The organism is Kribbella voronezhensis (assembly GCF_004365175.1).
Taxonomy (GTDB): Bacteria; Actinomycetota; Actinomycetes; order Propionibacteriales; family Kribbellaceae; genus Kribbella; species Kribbella voronezhensis.
Genome location: NZ_SOCE01000002.1, coordinates 23,425 through 41,065 on the forward strand (window position 1 = coordinate 23,425; position 17,641 = coordinate 41,065).

The following is a 17,641-nucleotide window of genomic DNA, read 5'->3' on the forward strand; positions in this document are numbered from 1 at the left end:
GGGAGGCAGGGGCGGGGGAGTTTGACATTCGGGTTACGGAGCGGCGGTTTCGGCGGGTGTTCGGGGGAGGGGCGGAGTACAAAGGAAGTGACGCGAAGGGAGCCACGATGACGTATGACGTGGTGGTGCTCATCGAGCGGGAGATGAGTGAGGGCGACGCACGCCGCGTGGCCGCCCTGCATGCAAGGCGCGACGAGGTGGATTACCACCTGCTGATCTCGAGTCATCCGACCGAGGGAATCGGCGGACCGATGGCTCTGCTCGGGTCCAGTTTCGCGGACATCGCGGGCCTGTCCGCGGCAAGTCCGGCTCGTACGACGACCGCGACGGCGCTGGCGGACCCCGACTTCGACCTGGCTTCGGTGATCGAGCACAGTGCGCGAAGACTCCGCGGCCTCAACGACTGCCGGGTGAACGTCTCCATCACGCACGGCGACGTCCTGCTGGCGTTGAAAACCCTGGTCTCCAGTACCAACAGCAACGAGGTCGTCGTGGTCGCCTGGCCTGAAACGGCGGCCCGTTTCCTCTGTTCCGACTGGACCACCAAGGCCAAGAAGACCCTCAACGTCCCAAGAGTCCGAGTCGTCGAACACGACACCTGATGGGTCAGGCGTCGTCGATGAGGGCTCTCAAGTGCGGACGTTCGTCGGTGGGGACGTAGGTGGCGTAGTAGTCGTAGAGGTTTTGTCGGGCGATGCGGGCGGCGGCGTGGCCGTCGCCGGCTCGGATCGCCTCGACGACCTCCGTGTGGTGCTGGAGTGATTCCAGCATCAGCGCGCGGCTGTTCGCCGCGTGCGCGATCTTGTCCGCGATCAACCCGAGTACGACGCCGCGCACGACCTCGTTGCACACCTGGATCAGCGAATTGCGGCTGACCCGGGCCACCGCCTCGTGGAACGCGACGTCAGCCTCGCTGAACGCCTCGAAGTGGACGTCGATCGCCGCCCGCATCGCGACCAGCGTCTCCTCCATCTCGGCGAGCTGCTCGTCGGTCCGCAGTCGCGACGCCAGCTGGATCGCGGCCCCGTCCATGATCATCCGGAACCCGATCAGCTCACCAAGACTCAACTCGTCGACCCGGGCCAGCCGAGTCATCTGCTTCCGCAACGCCCCCAGTGAGTACGGCAGGATCTCCGGCCCGTTCGGATCACCCGGGCGCGACCGCACGACCCCGTTGCTCGCCAGCACCCGAAGCGCCTCCCGCACGGTCGACCGGCTGACCCCGAACTGGGCGACGAGTTCCCGCTCGCTCGGCAACCGCTGACCGGGGGAGAGGTCGCCGCGCGCGAGCGCCTCCTCGATCTGCTCGACGATCCGCTCGTACGCGCGCACGGGCTGCACCGGCTGGAACTGGGCCTTCGCCATCCGGGCATCACCTCGGTCGATCGCTTGACAGCTGTCTGAGTTGGGACAAACCTAGTGCTCTATTACAACCTGGTCCACTGGTCCGACCAGTACGGCGTACGTCGCCCGGCTCACCCGGTTGACTAGGGCGAGGCGCCGGGCGACGGGCCGGGTGGGCAAGGCATGATCGGGCGGACGGAACAGACGGCGCACTGGAGGACTTCGCGTGAACACGTACCTCACCCGGGCGGCCGCGCTCGCCGGATCAGCCGCACTGCTGCTTGTCGCGGCGTGCTCGGCCGGTTCGGGTACCTCGTCGGGGCCTAGCACCGGCGCGAACCAGTCGCTGGCGATCGGGCTCGTCGCCGAGCCGGCCAGCCTCGACTTCACCACCACCGACGGCGCCGCGATCCCGCAGGCGCTGCTCACCAACGTGTACGAGGGCCTGGTGAAGCAGGACGAATCCGGCAAGATCGTGCCGGACCTGGCGAAGTCCTGGACGATCTCGCCCGACCGCAAGACCTACACGTTCGAACTCGTCGACAATGCGAAGTTCACCAACGGGGCCGCATTCACGGCCGCCGACGCGGTGTTCAGCATCAACCGGGTGAAGTCGGCCTGGACGACCTCGCTCAAGGCGGCGATGGACGTCGTACAGGACGCCAAAGCGGTCTCGCCGAAGCAGCTTCAGGTGACGTTGAGCAAGCCGAGCAACGACTGGCTGTTCCGGATGACCACCCGGATCGGGGCGATGTTCTCCCAGACCGGCGTCGACAAGCTCGCCACCGATCCGGTCGGCACCGGTCCGTACAAGTTCGGTTCGTGGAAGCGCGGCGACTCGATCGTGCTGCAGCGCAACGACTCGTACTGGGGGACCAAGCCGTTCTTCAATCAGGTCTCCTTGAAGTACTTCAAGGATCCGACCGCGCTGAACAATGCGCTGCTCACCGGCACGATCAACGTGATCGGCACCGTGCAGGCGCCGGAGGCACTCAGCCAGTTCACGAGCAACACGAAGTACCAGGTGATCGAGGGGACGACGAACGGCGAGGTGGTGCTGTCGTTCAACAACTCGCGGCCGGTCTTCAAGGACGTCCGGGTGCGGCAGGCGATCCGGTCGGCGATCGACCACAAAGCCTTGCTGGACACGTGTTTCGCGGGTCGCGGCAAGTTGATCGGCAGCATGGTGCCGCCGACCGACCCGTGGTACGAGGACCTCACCCAGGTCGCGCCGTACTCGAAGGACAAGGCGAAGTCGTTGCTCGCAGCCGCCGGTGCCACCGGCAAGTCACTGCGGCTCCGGCTGCCGACGTTGCCCTACGCAACCTCCTGCGGTCAGGTGGTGAAGAGCCAGTTGGAGCAGGTCGGGCTCAAGGTGCAGATCGACCAGCTCGAGTTCCCGGCCGCGTGGCTCACGACGGTGTTCAAGAACGCGGACTACGACATGTCGATCATCGCGCACGTCGAGCCGCGCGACCTCGGCGCGGTGTTCAGCCCGAAGTACTACACCCGGTACGACGACCCGACGCTGCAGCAGGCGCTCGCCGCGGCGGATGCGGGCGACGAGGCGACCCAGGTCACCGAAATGAAGAAGGCTGCGCGCCGGATCTCCGAACAGGCCGCCGCCGACTGGCTCTTCCTGCTGCCGAACCTGGTGGTCGCGGACAAGAACATCACCGGGCTGCCGGTGAACGCGATCACCGAGTCGTTCGACCTGTCCAAGCTGGCTCGTTCCTGAGATGGTCCTCCGCCTGGTCGAGCGCACCGCAGTGCTGCTGGTCAGCCTTGCGGTGAGCTCGGTTCTGGTCTTCGGGTTCATGGCGGTGCTCCCGGGCGATCCGGCGCGCGTCGCGCTCGGGGTGAACGCGTCCGACGAGGCGGTTGCCCAGTTGCGGGAGCAGTTCGGGCTGGACCGGTCGCTGGCCACGCAGTACTTAGACTGGCTCGGCGGTCTGCTGCGTGCGGACTTCGGTACGTCGTACGTGTCGAAGGTTGCCATCGGCCCCCAGATCTTCGACCGGCTGCAGGTGACGTTGTGGCTCGTGGTGGTCGGGATGATCGTCGCCCTGGTGGTCGCGGTTCCGGCCGGTACGGTGATGGCCGCGCGACACCGCAAGATCTCCGGGTTAGCGCTCTCTGCGATCTCTCAACTCGGCGTCGCGGTACCGGCGTTTCTCGCGGGGATCCTGCTGATCATGCTGTTCGCGGTGAAGCTCGGCTGGCTCCCGGCGAACGGCTGGACGCCGCCGGCATCGGATCCGGGGATGTTCCTTCGCCAGTTGATCTTGCCGGCGCTGTCGCTCGGGTTGGTTCAAGGCGCGGTGCTGACTCGCTACGTCCGGAGCGCGGTTCTCGACGTACTGCGTGAGGACTATCTGCGGACCGCGCGTGCCAAGGGACTCCGGCCGTTTCCCGCGCTCTGGCGGCACGGTCTGCGGAACGCGGCCGTACCGGTGGTGACGGTTCTCGGTCTGCAACTTGCGACGCTACTGATCGGGGCGGTTGTGGTCGAGCGGGTCTTCGTGATCCCAGGCCTCGGCAGCCTGCTCCTCGACGGGGTGTCGAACCGGGATCTCCTTCTCATCCAGGACGTTGTGATGCTGCTCGTGGTTGCCGTCCTGGTGGTCAACTTCCTCGTGGATGTCCTGTACGTCGCCCTCGACCCGCGGCTCCGGGTGGGCCAACGATGAGCGGCCTCGGCGGATCCGTCGACGACGAAGGCGGTCCGGTGAGCGATCGCGGAGCTCCAGAGAGCGCTCTCGGCGTTCCCGCGAGCGGCGCCGACGTGTCCACGGGCGGCGGAGCTTCTACCGGGGTCGGCGGGCCTACGGGCGTGGGAGGGAGCGCTCTCCGGCGTTCTGCGGGGCGTCGGCTGAACCCGAGTCTGGTCGTCGGCGGCATCATCGTCCTCGTCATCGTGCTGACGGCGCTGGTCTCCTTCGTCTGGACCCCGTACGACGCGACACTCGTCGACCCGGCCGTTCGGTTGGCGAAGCCTTCGTGGTCGCACTGGTTCGGCACGGACAAGTTCGGCCGGGACCTGCTGAGCCAGATCATGGTGGGCTCCCGTACGACGTTGTTCGTCGGGCTGGTCGCCGTCGGAGTCGCCGCCGTGATCGGCGTACCGCTAGGGATCCTGGCGGCGATGACCCGGCGCTGGTCGAGCGAACTGATCATGCGGGCGAACGATCTGCTGCTCGCGTTCCCCGCGTTGCTGTTGGCAATCATGTTCGGCGCGGTCTTCGGTGCAAGCACTTTGACCGCGATGGTTGCCATCGGCATCGCAACGGTTCCATCCTTTGCCCGCGTGATCCGGAGCGGTGCTCTGCAGGTGATGCGGGCGGAGTACGTGTTGGCTGCTCGTGCGGCTGGGCGGCGACCGTTCCCGATCGCCTTGCGGCACGTGCTGCCGAACGTGACGAGTCTGATCACGGTCCAGGCGTCGGTGTCTTTCGCGATCGCCGTTCTCGCCGAGGCAGCGCTCTCTTTCCTGGGATACGGCACGCCGCCGCCCACGCCCTCGTGGGGCCGCATGCTGCAGGAGAGTCAGGAGTTCCTCTTCAGCGCGCCGCGTCTGGCGGTCTTTCCCGGCGTAGCGATCGCGATCGCAGTACTCGGCTTCAACCTCCTCGGCGACGGTCTCAGAGACCGCTTCGACCCGAAGTTGGAGGACCGCCGATGAGTTCCCTGGTCGAAGAGCATGAGGTCGTCGAGCAGAGCGACGTACTGACGGTGCGCGGCCTGACCGTGTCGGTGCGGGACAAGATCCTCGTCGAGGACGTGGACCTGACGGTCGGCCCAGGGGAGCGGGTCGGACTGATCGGAGAGTCGGGTTCAGGGAAATCGCTGACAGCGCTCTCTGTGCTGAGATTGCTGCCGGAGGACGTGCACGCGAGGGGATCGGTGCGGCTCTCCGGTATCGACCACGACCTGATCGGCGCCGACGAGCGTCAACTCTCTCGCATCCGGGGCCGCGATCTGGCCATGGTCTTCCAAGAACCCATGACCGCTCTCAACCCGACCATGCGCATCGGCGACCAGATCGCCGAAGCGATGCTCATCCACCGCACGGTTCCCAATCGCCGCGCGGCCCGAGCCGCCGCCACAGATCTTCTCGGCCGGGTCCAACTCCCCGGCGTCGCCCGCGCCTACCCGCACCAACTCTCCGGCGGCCAACGCCAGCGCGTGGTCGTAGCCATCGCCCTCGCCAACGACCCCGCCCTCCTGATCTGCGACGAACCGACCACCGCCTTGGACGTCACCGTCCAGGCGATGGTCCTCGACCTGATCCTCCAAGGCGTCGCCGCTCGCGAGTCGGCACTCCTCTTCATCACCCACGACCTCGCGGTCGTCGCCACCATCTGCCAACGAGTCCTGGTCATGTACGGCGGCCGGGTGGTCGAATCCGGTCCCGTCCACGAGGTGTTCACCAACCCACGCCACCGCTACACCCAAGGACTCCTGGCCGCCTCGGACCTCGACTCCGCAGCCCACCGCCTGCCCACCATCCCCGGCAACGTCCCCGCCGCCGGCAACTTCCCCACCGGCTGCGTCTTCCGCACCCGCTGCCCCCACGCCACCGACCTCTGCACCACCACCCCACCCTGGACAGGTCCCTCACCCCACGGCTACGCCTGCCACCACCCAGCCCCGGAGCTTGTGACGGTAGAAACCAAGCAAGGAAAGTTCGAGGAGGTTGCTGATGGCTGAGCCCGTCATTCAGGTGACCGACCTCGTGCGTGACTACCCGCGCCCGCGTACTTCGCTGCTTCGTGCGTCTCCGCCGGTGCACGCTCTCCGGGGTGTCAGCTTTGAAGTACAGGAGGGCGAACGCTTCGGCATAGTGGGCGAATCGGGTTGCGGCAAGTCCACGCTCCTCCGCATCATCGCAGCCCTCGATCGCGCCACCTCCGGACAGGTAGTCGTCGAAGGCACCGACATCACCCGCCTCCCCGAACGCCGGCTGCGCTTCCTGCGCGAGAACCTCCAGCTCGTCTTCCAGGACCCGATGAGCTCCCTCGACCCGCGCATGCGAGTCCGCGACATCATCGCCGAACCCCTCGTAGTACAAGGTCATCCAGCCTCCGGAGAGCGCGTTCGCGAGTTGCTCGAAGCAGTCGGTCTTTCAGCGGACGCAGGAGACCGCTACCCCCATCAGTTCTCGGGCGGCCAACGCCAGCGCATCTCCATCGCGCGCGCCCTAGCACCCCGCCCAAGAATCCTCATCGCCGACGAACCAGTGAGCGCTCTCGACGTTTCCGTCCGGGCCCAGGTCCTCAACCTCATCTCCGACCTCGTCGACGAACTCAACCTGACCTTGATCTTCGTCTCGCACGACCTCTCCGTCGTCAAACACGTCTGCAGCCGCGTCGCCGTCATGAACGCCGGCCAGATCGTCGAAACCGGCCCCACCGCGGACGTCTACGCGGCACCCACCCACCCGTACACCCGCCGCCTCGTCTCCGCCGTCCCGACTCTCCAGAGAGCGCTCTCCGGCGCCACCACCACCGACCTGGTGAAGGGAGTCCCCTCCACATGACCCCCGACAACCCCGGAGGGAGATTCGCATGAGCGAGAACCCCGAAGGCCTCCCCATCGGCGCCGGCTGGGTCGCCACCCCGACCACCGAGCCGATCCATTTCCCGTACGACGGATCGCTCGTCTCCGAGGCGTCCGTCGGCACCGCCGACCTCGCCCGCCAAGCCCTCGATCACGCAGTCGCAGCCCGCGACCAGGTCGGCCGTCTGCCTTCCCACGTACGCCGCGCAGCTCTCCAGGGAGCGCTCTCTGCCGTTCTCGAGCGACGCTCGGAGTTCATCGACCTTCTCGTTCTCGAAACCGGCAAGCCGCTGGTCGACTGCCGGGTCGAGCTCGACCGCACCGTCCTCACCCTGCAGACCGCAGCCGAGGAAGTAGCCCGCCTCCACGGCGAAACCGTCCCGCTCGACCTCCTCCCCAGCGGCGACGGGCTCCTAGGCTTCTGGGTACGCAAGCCCATCGGCGTAGTCATCGGCATCACGGGCTTCAACTACCCGCTCCTGCTCGCGTCTCACAAGATCGCGCCGGCCCTGGCAGCCGGCTGCCCGATCATCGTCAAGCCCGCTCCGCAGACGCCATTGGCCACCCTCTGGCTCGTTCACGTAGTCCGCGAAGCCCTCACTGCTGCGGGCGCACCCGCCGAGGCAGTTCAACTGGTCACCGGGGGAGCAGACGTAGGCGCCACCCTCACCACCGACCCTCGAATCGGCGCCGTCTCGTTCACCGGCTCGGCCGCTGTAGGCCACCAGATCGCCAAAGCCGCCGCGCCGACCAAAGTCCTGCTGGAACTAGGCTCGAACTCCGCCCTGGTAGTAGCCGAAGACGCCGACCTGGACGCCGCGGCCGATGCGATCATCCGAGGCGGCTACTACGCCTCCGGCCAAGCCTGCATCTCCGTCCAGCGCGTCATAGCCGTTGAGTCCATCCGCGGCCCCCTACTCGAAAAACTCCACGACCGTCTGGAGTCCGTTGTCGTAGGAGACCCTCGCGACGAGCAGACCCACGTCTCCGCCCTCATAGATTCCCGTTCCACCGATCGCGTCCGCACCTGGATCGACAACGCCCTCACCGCCGGCGCCACGTTGGCCTACCCACCGACCTCAGCCACGCCGCAGTACGACGTCCTGGGGCCGACAGTGCTGCTCGACGTCCCGTACGGCCAACTCGCGTGGGACGAGGAGATCTTCGGGCCCGTCATCGCGATTCGCTCGGTGCCAGACATCGAGACCGCCTTCCGGACCGTCAACGAGTCGCGCTACGGCCTCCATGCGAGCGTCTTTACGGCCTCACTAGAGAGCGCTTTCGCGGCGATCGACCGACTCGACGTCGGGGGAGTGGTCATCAACGAGGTCCCCGGGTTCCGATCCGACGTGATGCCGTACGGCGGGGTGAAGGACTCCGGTGCGGGCAGGGAAGGCCCTCGCTTCGCCATCGACGAGTTGACCACGACCCGGATGGCGATCATCCGCCCGACCACCCGGCGAGGTGACGAATGACCGACTACGCCAACCTCTTCCGCCTCGACGGCAAGCATGCGGTGGTCGTCGGCGCCGGCAGCGGGATCGGCCGAGAAAGCGCTCTCGCCCTTGCTGCGCACGGCGCTCGGGTCACCTGCGCCGACCGCGATCTCCCGGCCGCCGAAGAAACGGTGGCCCAGGGCAACCATTTGACGGCGTACGAGCTGGACGTGCTCAACCAACGAGCCATCACCACCGCGGCTGAGGATCTGGGCGACGTGGACGTACTGGTCTTCACAGCCGCGACCAACGTCCGCAAGCGGATCCTGGACTACACCAGCGAGGAATTCGACCGGGTGGTAGCGCTCAACCTCCGGGCATCCTTCGACCTGATCCGCGCCTTCGGAGGCCCGATGGAAGCGCGCGGCAGCGGCAGCATCATCGGCTTCAGCTCCATCCGCGCAACTACCGTCGAGCCAGGCCAATCGGTGTACGCGGCAACCAAGGCCGGCCTGGTCCAACTCCTCCGTACGGCGGCCGCTGAGCTCGGCCCCTCCGGCGTACGCGTCAACGCGATCGCCCCGGGCGTCGTCGAAACCCCGCTCACCGCACAAATCAAGGAAAACAAGGCCTGGTACGACGCGTACGCAGCGAAGAGCGCTCTCTCGAGATGGGCCACGCCTGACGAGTTGGCCGGCGCCGTCGTCTACCTGGCGTCCGACGCGTCCTCGTTCGTCACCGGCAGTGTCCTCCACGTAGACGGCGGCTGGACCGCAATAGACGGCCGCTTCAACCCACCGAACTAAACCTCCGCCACCCGCCCGACCCCGCTCGACCCCGCCCGAGACCATCCACCAGCACCCCCCGGCGCCGCCCGAGACCCGACACCGATCGTCTGGAGCCTGATGACCGACAACCTGGCCGACCTGACCGCCGTCGAACTCATCGCGCGGTACCAGCAGGGTTCGCTGTCCCCGGTCGAAGTGATCGAAGACGTTCTGGCCAGAGTCGAGGCGCTCGAGCCGAAGCTCTTCGCGACCTACGCCCTCGATCCCGAAGCAGCGCGAGCCGCCGCCCGCGAGTCGGAGTACAGATGGCGCCACGGCGAAGCCGGCCCGCTGGACGGCGTACCGGTCACGATCAAGGAGAACATCGCGACCCGCGGTACGCCGGCACCGCAAGGAACCGCCGCGACCGAACTCGTCCCCGCCACCGAGGACGCGCCAGCCGCAGCCCGCCTCCGCGCAGCGGGCGCCGTGATCTTCAGCAAGACCACCATGCCGGAGTACGGCATGCTCTCCTCCGGCGTCTCGACCTTCCACCCCCTGACCCGCAACCCCTGGAACGTCGCCCTGACCCCAGGCGGCTCCAGCGCAGGCGCGGCAGCAGCAGCCGCCGCCGGCTACGGCCCCCTCCACGTCGGCACCGACATCGGCGGCTCGATTCGCCTCCCCGCCGGCTGGTGCGGGCTCGTCGGCCTCAAACCGACCCATGGCCGGATCGCCGTCGGAAATCCCTACCCAGGAAGGGCGATCGGCCCACTCACCCGTACTGCGGCCGACGCCGCGCTCGCGCTGTCCGTCATGACCGGCCCGGACCGCCGCGACCACACTTCGCTCCCGCCCATCGCCGACTCGTACGACGACCTGCCGGCGACGGTCCAGGGACTGCGGATCGGCCTCCTCCTGGATGCGGGAGTCGGCCTAGCCGTTGACCCGGAAGTCCACGCCGCCGTGTCCGCGGCGGCCGCCACACTCGAAAAGGCCGGCGCCGTCGTCGAGCCGATCGCCCCGATCATCACCCGGGAGATGCTGGACGGCCTGGACCGGTTCTGGCGTGTCCGTTCGGCCGCCGACCTCCAGGCCCTGCCCGAGGACCGCCGCGCGAAGGTGCTCCCCGAGATCCGCCGCTGGGTCTCTACCGCCGCCGGCCTCACTGGATTCGAGGTGTTCCACGGGTTCAGCCAGATGGGTGCCATGGCGGTCGCGGTCGACGCCGCCTTCGCGTCGTACGACTTCCTCATCTCTCCGGTCGCCCCGATCACCGCCTTCCCCGCCGAGCTGGCTTACCCGACCGATGACCCACTGAAGCCCTTCGAGCACATCGCCTTCACGGTTCCGTACAACATGTCCGGCCACCCCGCCACCACCGCCAACTGCGGCTACTCCTCCACAGGCCTCCCCATCGGCCTCCAGATCGCCGCGCCCCGCTTCGCCGACCACAGCGCCCTCCGCTTGGCCGCCGACCTCACGCCTCTGCTGCCCCCTGCTCGGCCCTGGCCGGCGCCCTGACCCGCGCTGACCCGCGCTGACCCGCCCTGACCGGCGCTGATCGGCGCTGACCCCTGATCTGCTGATCCGCCGCCCAAGGCGGCTTGGCGACATGATGAGTTGCAAAAGTTTGCAATTCAGCACATAGTGATCTTGAGGGGAGAGGAGATCGCGATGGACATAGGTGAGTTCGCCACGGACGTGCGCAGGCGGGTGCAGGAGGCGCGGCAGGCGCTGCTGGTGGCTGAGAGCGAGAGCGATTTCTACGCGGTCGACGTACGCACCGGCGAGCTGAACAGCCTGCTCCGGATGGCGGCGGAGAACGACGTGACGATCGAGCCCGCTCCCGCCGATCGACAGTCGACCAAAGGATGACCGGTAAGGCGGTTCCGCTCTATCAGGCCAAGGCGGAGTTCTTCCGGATGCTCGGCCACCCCGTCCGCATTCGGGTGCTCGAGCTCCTGCAGGACTCGCCACGCCCGGTGCGCGAACTTCTGGCCGACCTTGCCATCGAACCCTCCAGCCTCTCGCAACAACTCGCCGTACTCCGGCGTTACGGGATCGTGGTCTCCCGGCGGGAGAGTTCCACCGTCATCTACGAGATCGCCAGCAGCGACGTCGCGGAGTTGCTCCGAGTCGCTCGCCGGATCCTCACCGACCTGATCTCCGGCCAGAACGACCTCCTCACCGAACTCCGCGAGCACGAGTCCAGCCTCGGATGAACGCACTCTCCAGCAGGGTGCTCGCGCTCCTGCCCGCTCGTCCGGATCTCCTGGCGATGGGCCGCCAACCCCGTCGCGACCTGATCGCCGGTTTGACTGTCGCCGTCGTCGCCCTGCCGCTCGCGCTCGGATTCGGAATCTCCTCCGGACTCGGGGCTGCCGCCGGTCTGACCACCGCCGTGATCGCGGGCGCGCTCGCCGCGGCGTTCGGTGGTTCCAACCTGCAGGTGTCCGGGCCGACCGGCGCGATGACCGTCGTGCTCGTCCCGATCATGCACGCGCACGGAGCGAACGGCGTACTGACGGTAGGGCTGATGGCCGGCCTCATCCTGATCGGTCTGGCGGTGGCCCGGGCGGGTCAGTACATGGCCTTCGTCCCGGCGTCTGTCGTTGAAGGCTTCACGCTGGGAATCGCTTGTGTCATTGGACTCCAGCAACTTCCAGCGGCCTTGGGAGTCGCGAAGCCCGACAGTGATCAGGTCGTGGTACTCGCAGCGCGGTCGGTGGGGGAGTTCGTTCAGCAACCGAACTGGACTGCCATTGCCCTCACTGCTGGAGTCGCGGCACTGATCCTGATCGGCGGTCGCTGGCGACCCAGCCTGCCGTTCTCCTTGTTGGCCGTCGTCGCCGCAACTCTCCTGGTCGAGACAACCGGTCTCAACGCCGCACGCATCGGCACCTTGCCTTCCGGCCTGTCCGCACCTTCGCTGGGCTTCCTTGATCTCTCGACCCTCTCGACCTTGGCGGGACCGGCCATAGCCATCGCCGCGCTCGCGGCTCTGGAGTCTCTCCTGTCCGCGGCTGTCGCAGACGGCATGGGAGTCAGCCACAAGCACGACCCGGACCGTGAGTTGTTCGGGCAGGGCCTGGCCAACCTGGTGACGCCGCTGTTCGGCGGCGTACCGGCGACCGGCGCGATCGCCCGTACTGCGGTCAACGTCAGAACCGGCGCTGGTTCAAGACTGGCCGCCCTCGTCCACGCCGCCGTGCTGGCCGCCATCGTCTACACAGCGGCACCCCTCGTCGGACGGATCCCGCTGGCGGCGCTGGCCGGGGTACTGCTGGCGACCGCCGTACGGATGGTCGAAGTCGGGTCGGTCCGGGCGATGGCTCGGGCGACCCGTTCGGATGCGGTGGTCCTGGCATTGACCGCGATCGCCACCTTGGCTCTGGACCTGGTGAAAGCGGTTCTTCTCGGGTTGGTCGTCGCCGGTGCATTGGCTTTGCGCGCGGTCGCGCGGAGCGCCAGTCTCCGACAGATGCCGCTGCACCCGGATCTGCCGGGCGACCACACGCAAGAGGAACGTGCCTTGCTGGACGAGCACATCGTCGCCTATCGGATCGACGGGCCGCTGCTGTTCGCTGCTCATCGATTCCTGCTCGAACTGTCCGAGGTCGCCCACATGTCGGTGGTGATCCTGCGGATGTCGGCCGTGACTGCGATCGATGCCAGCGGCGCGCTGGTCCTCAAGGACGCGATCGAGAAGCTCCAGCACCGGGGCATGATCGTCTTGATCTCAGGGATCAGGCCCGGACATCACCGGCCGTTGGATGCGCTCGACGTCATCGACCGCCTACGGCAATCCGATCGAGTCTTTGCCACCACACCAGAAGCGATCGCAGCCGCCCGAGCTCACCTCCACAACGCCGGCGTCCTCCTCGACCAGCACGCGCCCTAGCGGCAGCCCTTACCACCGCGCTACCTCCCGGCCGACGCGCCCTTGACCTGCCGCGAGTGGGCGGTGTTAACCGCTGCGGGCGTTCGTGGCAGTCGGCTTCGACGATGTTCGAAGAGATTGCTGCCATCCCTTCCACGATGGAAGGCTCTCTCAAAGATCCGGTCTAGTCCGTGAGAACGCGGGATCGCCTACTGAGGGAGCACCATGTCTTTGCTTTCAGCCATCCGGCAGCACAGTTCGTCGGCCAAGGTGATCCTCGGCGCGGGCGCTCTGGTATCAGCCGCTGTGTTGTCGACCTTGAGCGCATCCGCGGCGCAGGTCGCGAGTGGGACCTACAGCCCCACAGAGACCTGCACGGTCGCCTACAACCACAGCCGTTTCTGGAGCGAGAACCATCTCGTCATCCACTTCGTGGATGCGGGCCAGAAATTCAATGTGATCCGCAGGCAGGGCGACGAGTACCTCGGAATCTTGTGGGGGCGAACCGACCGGTCCTGGATGAAGGCCAGCGACGTGTGGTGCTCGGTCTGACCCAGGCAGGTTGAGCGTCGTACATGCTTGACCGGCGAGCCTCCTCGGCTGAGAACAACTGATCGCAGTACGAGTTAGTACTCGCCGTAGACCTGGACCTTGGTGCCGATGGGGGTTTCGGCGAAGATCTGGTGGATCTGGGGGCGCATGACGCGGACGCAGCGGTGGCTCGCCGGGTAGGTCTTGATGAGCGAGTTGACGCGCGATCCGTGCAGCGCGATGCCTGGGCGATCCTTGAGGAAGTAGATCGAGTCGTACATGTACGCGTCGTCGTACAGGCTGCTCTCGTGCGGACCGGCCCACTTCCGCCAGACCTTGCCGGTGCGGCTCGGAGTCTCGTACCCCGGTCCGCCGGTGGAGACCCAGACGATCCGGCGGTACGTGTTCTTGACGACCTGGTAGAGCACCTGGCAGGTCTTGTTGACGTAGATGCCGGTCGACTTCGTCGGCACCGGCTTGGCGGTTGCCGAGAGCACCGACTTGATGTCTCCCGCGGTGAGCGGGCCGCGACTGATCGGGAGGCCGGCAGTCTCGCGGTACGCGCAGAGCGCTTGCCGGGCGCGCTTGCTGATCTTGCCGTCGACGTCACCGACGGGGTAGCCCCAGGCATCGAGTTTGCGCTCGACCAGCAACGCCTGCGACGCCGGCTTGACCGGAGGCTTCGGCGGTTTGCCCGGCTTCCCGGTGGTTGGCTTGGACGTCGGAGTCGTGGTCGGCTTCGCGCTCGGGGGCGTCGCGGTGGTGCTCGGCGTCGTGGTCGGGGTAGCGGTCGGCGACGCGCTTGGAGTCGGCGTGCTCGGCGTCGGCGTGCTCGGGGTGCTGCTCGTCGTCGCGGTCGTACTGGGCGACGACGGCGTACCGGAGTCGGCTGCCACATCGCTGCACCCAGTCAGGGCGACGGCCAGCAAGACGGTTCCAGCCACGAGACCACGTCGACGAGACACGGATTCCCCTCTCCTTCAATCCCCAGAGTCGCAGAACCGCAGCGTGTCGAGCCGAAGACCCGCCGTACGCCGCGACCGCCGAGGCTAATACCCGGCAGGGCCCTCGGCAGTGGGGAATTCGCTACCTGTCACCGAACCGTTGTGATCGGTCACCGATCGATGGCGACAGCGGGATCGCTGCGAAGCCGGCTGTAGAGATACGCATCGCGGTACTGACCGGCGCGGAATTCACACGCCCGGATCACGCCCTCGAACTGGAACCCTGCCTTCAGCAACGACTTCTGCTCAGCCACGTTCTCGGGTTGGGTCGCCGCCTGGATTCGCTCCACCGGCGTGTGCTCGAACAGATAGTCGGTCACCATCGCCTGCGCCCGCCACCCGATCCCGCGTCCCCTGTACTGCGGGCGCAAAGCGGCCCCGATCTCCCAGTACTTCGTCTTGTCGTCGAACGACCCCGCAAACCAACTGACGAAGCCGGCCGTTTCGCCCCCGCTCTCGACGATCAGCCGGCTGCTGTCCGCCCCCAGATACCCGTCCTCCTCAAACCTTTTCACCGCGATCCGCGGAGCCCTGAATCCTTGCCAACTGATCCCCACCTCGTCCTGCTCAACCGCAAACTCCGCGAAGTAGTCGAGATCCTTTTCCTGCACCGGCCGCAGTCTCAGCTCATCCACGTGATCAGCCTGCCTCGCAACAGGTTCACAGGGTGTTCTCAGAGCCGGTTGCCACGATGGCAGCGGACATAGAGAAGCTGCGGAACTTCCTGCCACACCGGCTGCCGATCGAATTGCTGCGGTTCACGCAATTCGTCGATGACCAACCCTGCCCGGGAGAGCGCGGCGACGTACGTGCTCAGCGTTCGGTGATACGCACCCACGGGCAACGCGTTGTTGTGCAGACCTGGACCGTCCCAGTAGCCCTCTTCGAAGTACCGCCCGACGGTCCGCCGCACACTCTGGTTCGTGTGGTCCACCAGGTCGCCGGTAGCCGGGGCCTTGAAGCACGGATGCGTGATCACAAAGACGAACCAGCCACCCGGGCGAAGTACGCGTGCGACGGACTGCACAGCCCGGTCGACATCGGGAATATCCATCAACGCCATATAGCAAACTGCACCGTCGAAAGACTCGTTGTCGAGCCCTTCCAGAGTGTGCGCATCGCCTTGCAGATAAGCGATCCCGAGCTGTTCAGACTCCTCGTACCGCTTCGCGAGAGCAACGAGCTTCTCGGACAGCTCGACGCCGGTCACTGCCGCCCCACGGGAGGCCAGGTACCGAGCCTCTCGCCCCTGCCCGCACGCAACCGCGCACACCTGCTGACCCTCGACCTCGCCGACGAGCTCCTCGAACGTACCGTCGGCAAGCATCGAGCCCGCACCGACCCACACGTCGTACTCCGCAGCCACGCGATCGTACGTCGCCTCAGCCATAGTCGTCGAGATCAGAGACCGAGGTCGCGCAGAAACTCCGGCTTGTAGGCCTGCAGTACGACGTACCGCGGATCCGGCGTCTCGACACCCTCGTAGCTCGGCTCAGTCGCATCCGCGTCGTCCGCGGCCGTGCTCGGGTCGACCCACTCCTGCTTCGCGTGGCTCCAGCGAGTCAGCGTGTAGTCCGCGCTCAGGTGATCGGCGGAGACAACTTCACGCACGGCACTCTCGGCCTCGAGCGCGTCGTCCTGGGAGTTCGCGTAGATCATCAGCCGCGACCCGTCCCGGGTCACCGTCACGTTGCCACCCAGCCGCTTGCGAGCATCGTCATCGAGATCAAGCGCCCGCAACCGCTCCCAGAACGACAACCCGTGCTCGCCGTCGTTCAGCTCAACCTCAACCCGAAACTCATCAGCCATACCCCCACCCTACCGATCTCACCCGGTCCATCACTGCACCTCACGGGGCACTCGCAGGCCATGACATCTCCGACCGAAGAATCGTCAATCTTCAATCACCTATACTTCTGAGTCATGGAGCTGAGGCATCTCGAACACTTCGTCGCCGTCGCCGAGCAGAAGCACTTCACCCGGGCGGCCGAGGCGATGTCGATCTCGCAGTCCGGCCTGTCCGCGTCGATCCGCGCCCTGGAACGCGAGCTCCACACCTCGCTCTTCGTCCGCAACACCCGAAGCGTCGAGCTCACCGAGGCCGGCCGGGCCCTCCTCTGCGAAGGCCGTCGCACCCTGGCGGCCGCCGAGGCAGCAAAGGACGCTGTCGCCGCAGTACAGGGCCTTCTTCGCGGCCACCTCTCAGTAGGCCTGGAACAGTGCCTCGGCGTAGTCGACGTACCAGCGCTCCTCGCCAAGTTCCGCTCCGCCTACCCGGGCGTCGAGATCGAAGTACGCCAGGGCGGCTCCACCCCCATGCTCGACGAACTGGCCTCCGGCCGCCTCGATGTCGCCTTCGTGGCGACAGCCGGCCACCCCATCCCCGGCCTGGACCTCCGCCCTGTCTCCACGGAATCCATGGTCATGGTCTGCTCCGCCGAACACCGCCTGGCCAACGCGTCCGCGGTCTCACTCCCAGACCTGGCGGGGGAGTCGTTCGTGGACTTCGACCCCACCTGGGGCGCCCGCGCCATCTCCGATCACGCCTTCGCCCGCGCCGGCGTCGCGCACCCGATCACCATCGAGGTCAACGACGTCCACACCCTCCTGGCACTGGTCAGCCACAACCTCGGCGTGGCCCTGGTCCCAGAACGCATCGCCGCCAAACGAGGCGATCACATCACCATCCCCCTAGCCCCTAACTCCGCCGACCCCTGGCAGGTCTCGGTCGCCATCCCCACCGGCTCCGCCGCGTCCTTGGCAGCCGACGCCCTCATCGGAATGCTGCCCACCACCCTGACCTGAGGCTCAGCTCAGATCCTCCGGCCAGGCGCCGAAGTGAGCAGTCGGTTCGCCGCTCTCGCCGACCATCCACGCCTCGATCCGCGCACCGCGCAAACTCTGATCCACCTCGGTCAGTAGCGCGCCGTACCGAGTTGCGTCGGGCAGGGCGACAACGACGCGAGCCCCGTCATCGGCCACTCTCATGCGCATGGCTTTGAGAATCGCGTCCGCCAGTGAATGAGAGGCCTCCAATGCCGGCGCAGTCGGCTTCGGCTGGCCCGCGTTCGGGCCGCGCGCGTACGTCGCTGCCGGGTACCCCTTGACCTCGACAAG

Annotated in this window: 20 protein-coding genes; 14 read left to right on the forward strand and 6 right to left on the reverse strand. The window is 66.9% G+C overall.

Features of this window, described 5'->3' with window-relative positions; genetic code table 11:
* Positions 1–107 precede the first annotated feature (107 nt).
* A complete protein-coding gene (locus EV138_RS27565; RefSeq protein WP_133982163.1) occupies positions 108–602 on the forward strand; it encodes a hypothetical protein in 495 nt (164 codons plus the stop codon).
* A gap of 4 nt (positions 603–606) precedes the next feature.
* Here EV138_RS27565 and EV138_RS27570 read toward each other — a convergent pair whose 3' ends face one another.
* The gene (locus EV138_RS27570) at positions 607–1,365 is read right to left on the reverse strand and encodes a FadR/GntR family transcriptional regulator (protein ID WP_133982165.1); all 759 of its coding nucleotides are present in this window, start codon (positions 1,363–1,365) and stop codon (positions 607–609) included.
* Between the two features lie 205 nt (positions 1,366–1,570).
* On the opposite strand from EV138_RS27570, the gene EV138_RS27575 reads away from it, so the two are divergent.
* The 12 genes from EV138_RS27575 to EV138_RS27630 all read left to right on the forward strand — a co-directional run bounded on the left by EV138_RS27575 (position 1,571) and on the right by EV138_RS27630 (position 13,541).
* Entirely contained in the window at positions 1,571–3,082 is a 1,512-nt protein-coding gene (locus tag EV138_RS27575) for an ABC transporter substrate-binding protein (protein WP_133982167.1), read from the forward strand.
* Between the two features lies 1 nt (position 3,083).
* Entirely contained in the window at positions 3,084–4,034 is a 951-nt protein-coding gene (locus tag EV138_RS27580; protein WP_133982169.1) for an ABC transporter permease, read from the forward strand.
* Entirely contained in the window at positions 4,031–5,026 is a 996-nt protein-coding gene (locus EV138_RS27585) for an ABC transporter permease (RefSeq protein WP_369410834.1), read from the forward strand. Before EV138_RS27580 ends, EV138_RS27585 begins: the two co-directional genes overlap by 4 nt.
* Entirely contained in the window at positions 5,023–6,054 is a 1,032-nt protein-coding gene (locus EV138_RS27590; protein WP_133982171.1) for an ABC transporter ATP-binding protein, read from the forward strand. The genes EV138_RS27585 and EV138_RS27590 overlap by 4 nt, the downstream gene beginning before the upstream one ends.
* Positions 6,047–6,883, forward strand: a complete 837-nt coding sequence (locus tag EV138_RS27595; RefSeq protein ID WP_133982173.1) for an ATP-binding cassette domain-containing protein — start codon at positions 6,047–6,049, stop codon at positions 6,881–6,883. The genes EV138_RS27590 and EV138_RS27595 overlap by 8 nt, the downstream gene beginning before the upstream one ends.
* A 28-nt stretch (positions 6,884–6,911) precedes the next feature.
* Entirely contained in the window at positions 6,912–8,378 is a 1,467-nt protein-coding gene (locus EV138_RS27600) for an aldehyde dehydrogenase family protein (protein ID WP_133982175.1), read from the forward strand.
* Positions 8,375–9,145: an SDR family NAD(P)-dependent oxidoreductase gene (locus tag EV138_RS27605; RefSeq protein WP_133982177.1), complete on the forward strand. Its 771-nt coding sequence runs from the start codon at positions 8,375–8,377 to the stop codon at positions 9,143–9,145. Before EV138_RS27600 ends, EV138_RS27605 begins: the two co-directional genes overlap by 4 nt.
* Positions 9,146–9,244: 99 nt before the next feature.
* On the forward strand, positions 9,245–10,630 hold the full coding sequence (locus EV138_RS27610; RefSeq protein WP_133982179.1) for an amidase: 1,386 nt from the start codon (positions 9,245–9,247) through the stop codon (positions 10,628–10,630).
* A gap of 153 nt (positions 10,631–10,783) precedes the next feature.
* Positions 10,784–10,984, forward strand: a complete 201-nt coding sequence (locus tag EV138_RS27615; RefSeq protein WP_133982181.1) for a hypothetical protein — start codon at positions 10,784–10,786, stop codon at positions 10,982–10,984.
* Positions 10,981–11,331, forward strand: a complete 351-nt coding sequence (locus tag EV138_RS27620; protein WP_133982183.1) for an ArsR/SmtB family transcription factor — start codon at positions 10,981–10,983, stop codon at positions 11,329–11,331. The genes EV138_RS27615 and EV138_RS27620 overlap by 4 nt, the downstream gene beginning before the upstream one ends.
* Positions 11,328–13,010, forward strand: a complete 1,683-nt coding sequence (locus EV138_RS27625) for a SulP family inorganic anion transporter (protein ID WP_133982185.1) — start codon at positions 11,328–11,330, stop codon at positions 13,008–13,010. The genes EV138_RS27620 and EV138_RS27625 overlap by 4 nt, the downstream gene beginning before the upstream one ends.
* A 204-nt stretch (positions 13,011–13,214) precedes the next feature.
* The gene (locus EV138_RS27630) at positions 13,215–13,541 is read left to right on the forward strand and encodes a hypothetical protein (RefSeq protein ID WP_133982187.1); all 327 of its coding nucleotides are present in this window, start codon (positions 13,215–13,217) and stop codon (positions 13,539–13,541) included.
* 74 nt (positions 13,542–13,615) lie between these two features.
* On the opposite strand, the gene EV138_RS27635 is transcribed toward EV138_RS27630, so the two are convergent.
* The 4 genes from EV138_RS27635 to EV138_RS27650 form a co-directional block, all read right to left on the reverse strand.
* Positions 13,616–14,464 (reverse strand): L,D-transpeptidase, encoded by an 849-nt coding sequence (locus EV138_RS27635; protein ID WP_238158459.1) that lies wholly within the window; start codon positions 14,462–14,464, stop codon positions 13,616–13,618.
* Positions 14,465–14,634: 170 nt separating this feature from the next.
* Entirely contained in the window at positions 14,635–15,159 is a 525-nt protein-coding gene (locus EV138_RS27640; RefSeq protein ID WP_238158460.1) for a GNAT family N-acetyltransferase, read from the reverse strand.
* Between the two features lie 38 nt (positions 15,160–15,197).
* Positions 15,198–15,914 carry a class I SAM-dependent methyltransferase gene (locus EV138_RS27645; protein WP_133982189.1) on the reverse strand — a complete coding sequence of 239 codons (717 nt, stop codon included), beginning with the start codon at positions 15,912–15,914 and terminating at the stop codon, positions 15,198–15,200.
* A gap of 11 nt (positions 15,915–15,925) precedes the next feature.
* Positions 15,926–16,333, reverse strand: a complete 408-nt coding sequence (locus EV138_RS27650; protein ID WP_133982191.1) for a hypothetical protein — start codon at positions 16,331–16,333, stop codon at positions 15,926–15,928.
* Positions 16,334–16,447: 114 nt separating this feature from the next.
* Between EV138_RS27650 and EV138_RS27655 the strand changes: the two genes are divergently transcribed.
* On the forward strand, positions 16,448–17,329 hold the full coding sequence (locus EV138_RS27655) for a LysR family transcriptional regulator (protein ID WP_133982193.1): 882 nt from the start codon (positions 16,448–16,450) through the stop codon (positions 17,327–17,329).
* A gap of 3 nt (positions 17,330–17,332) precedes the next feature.
* Here the strand turns inward: EV138_RS27655 and EV138_RS27660 are convergent, their stop codons facing one another.
* On the reverse strand, positions 17,333–17,518 hold the full coding sequence (locus EV138_RS27660; RefSeq protein WP_133982195.1) for a hypothetical protein: 186 nt from the start codon (positions 17,516–17,518) through the stop codon (positions 17,333–17,335).
* Between the last annotated feature and the right edge of the window lie 123 nt (positions 17,519–17,641).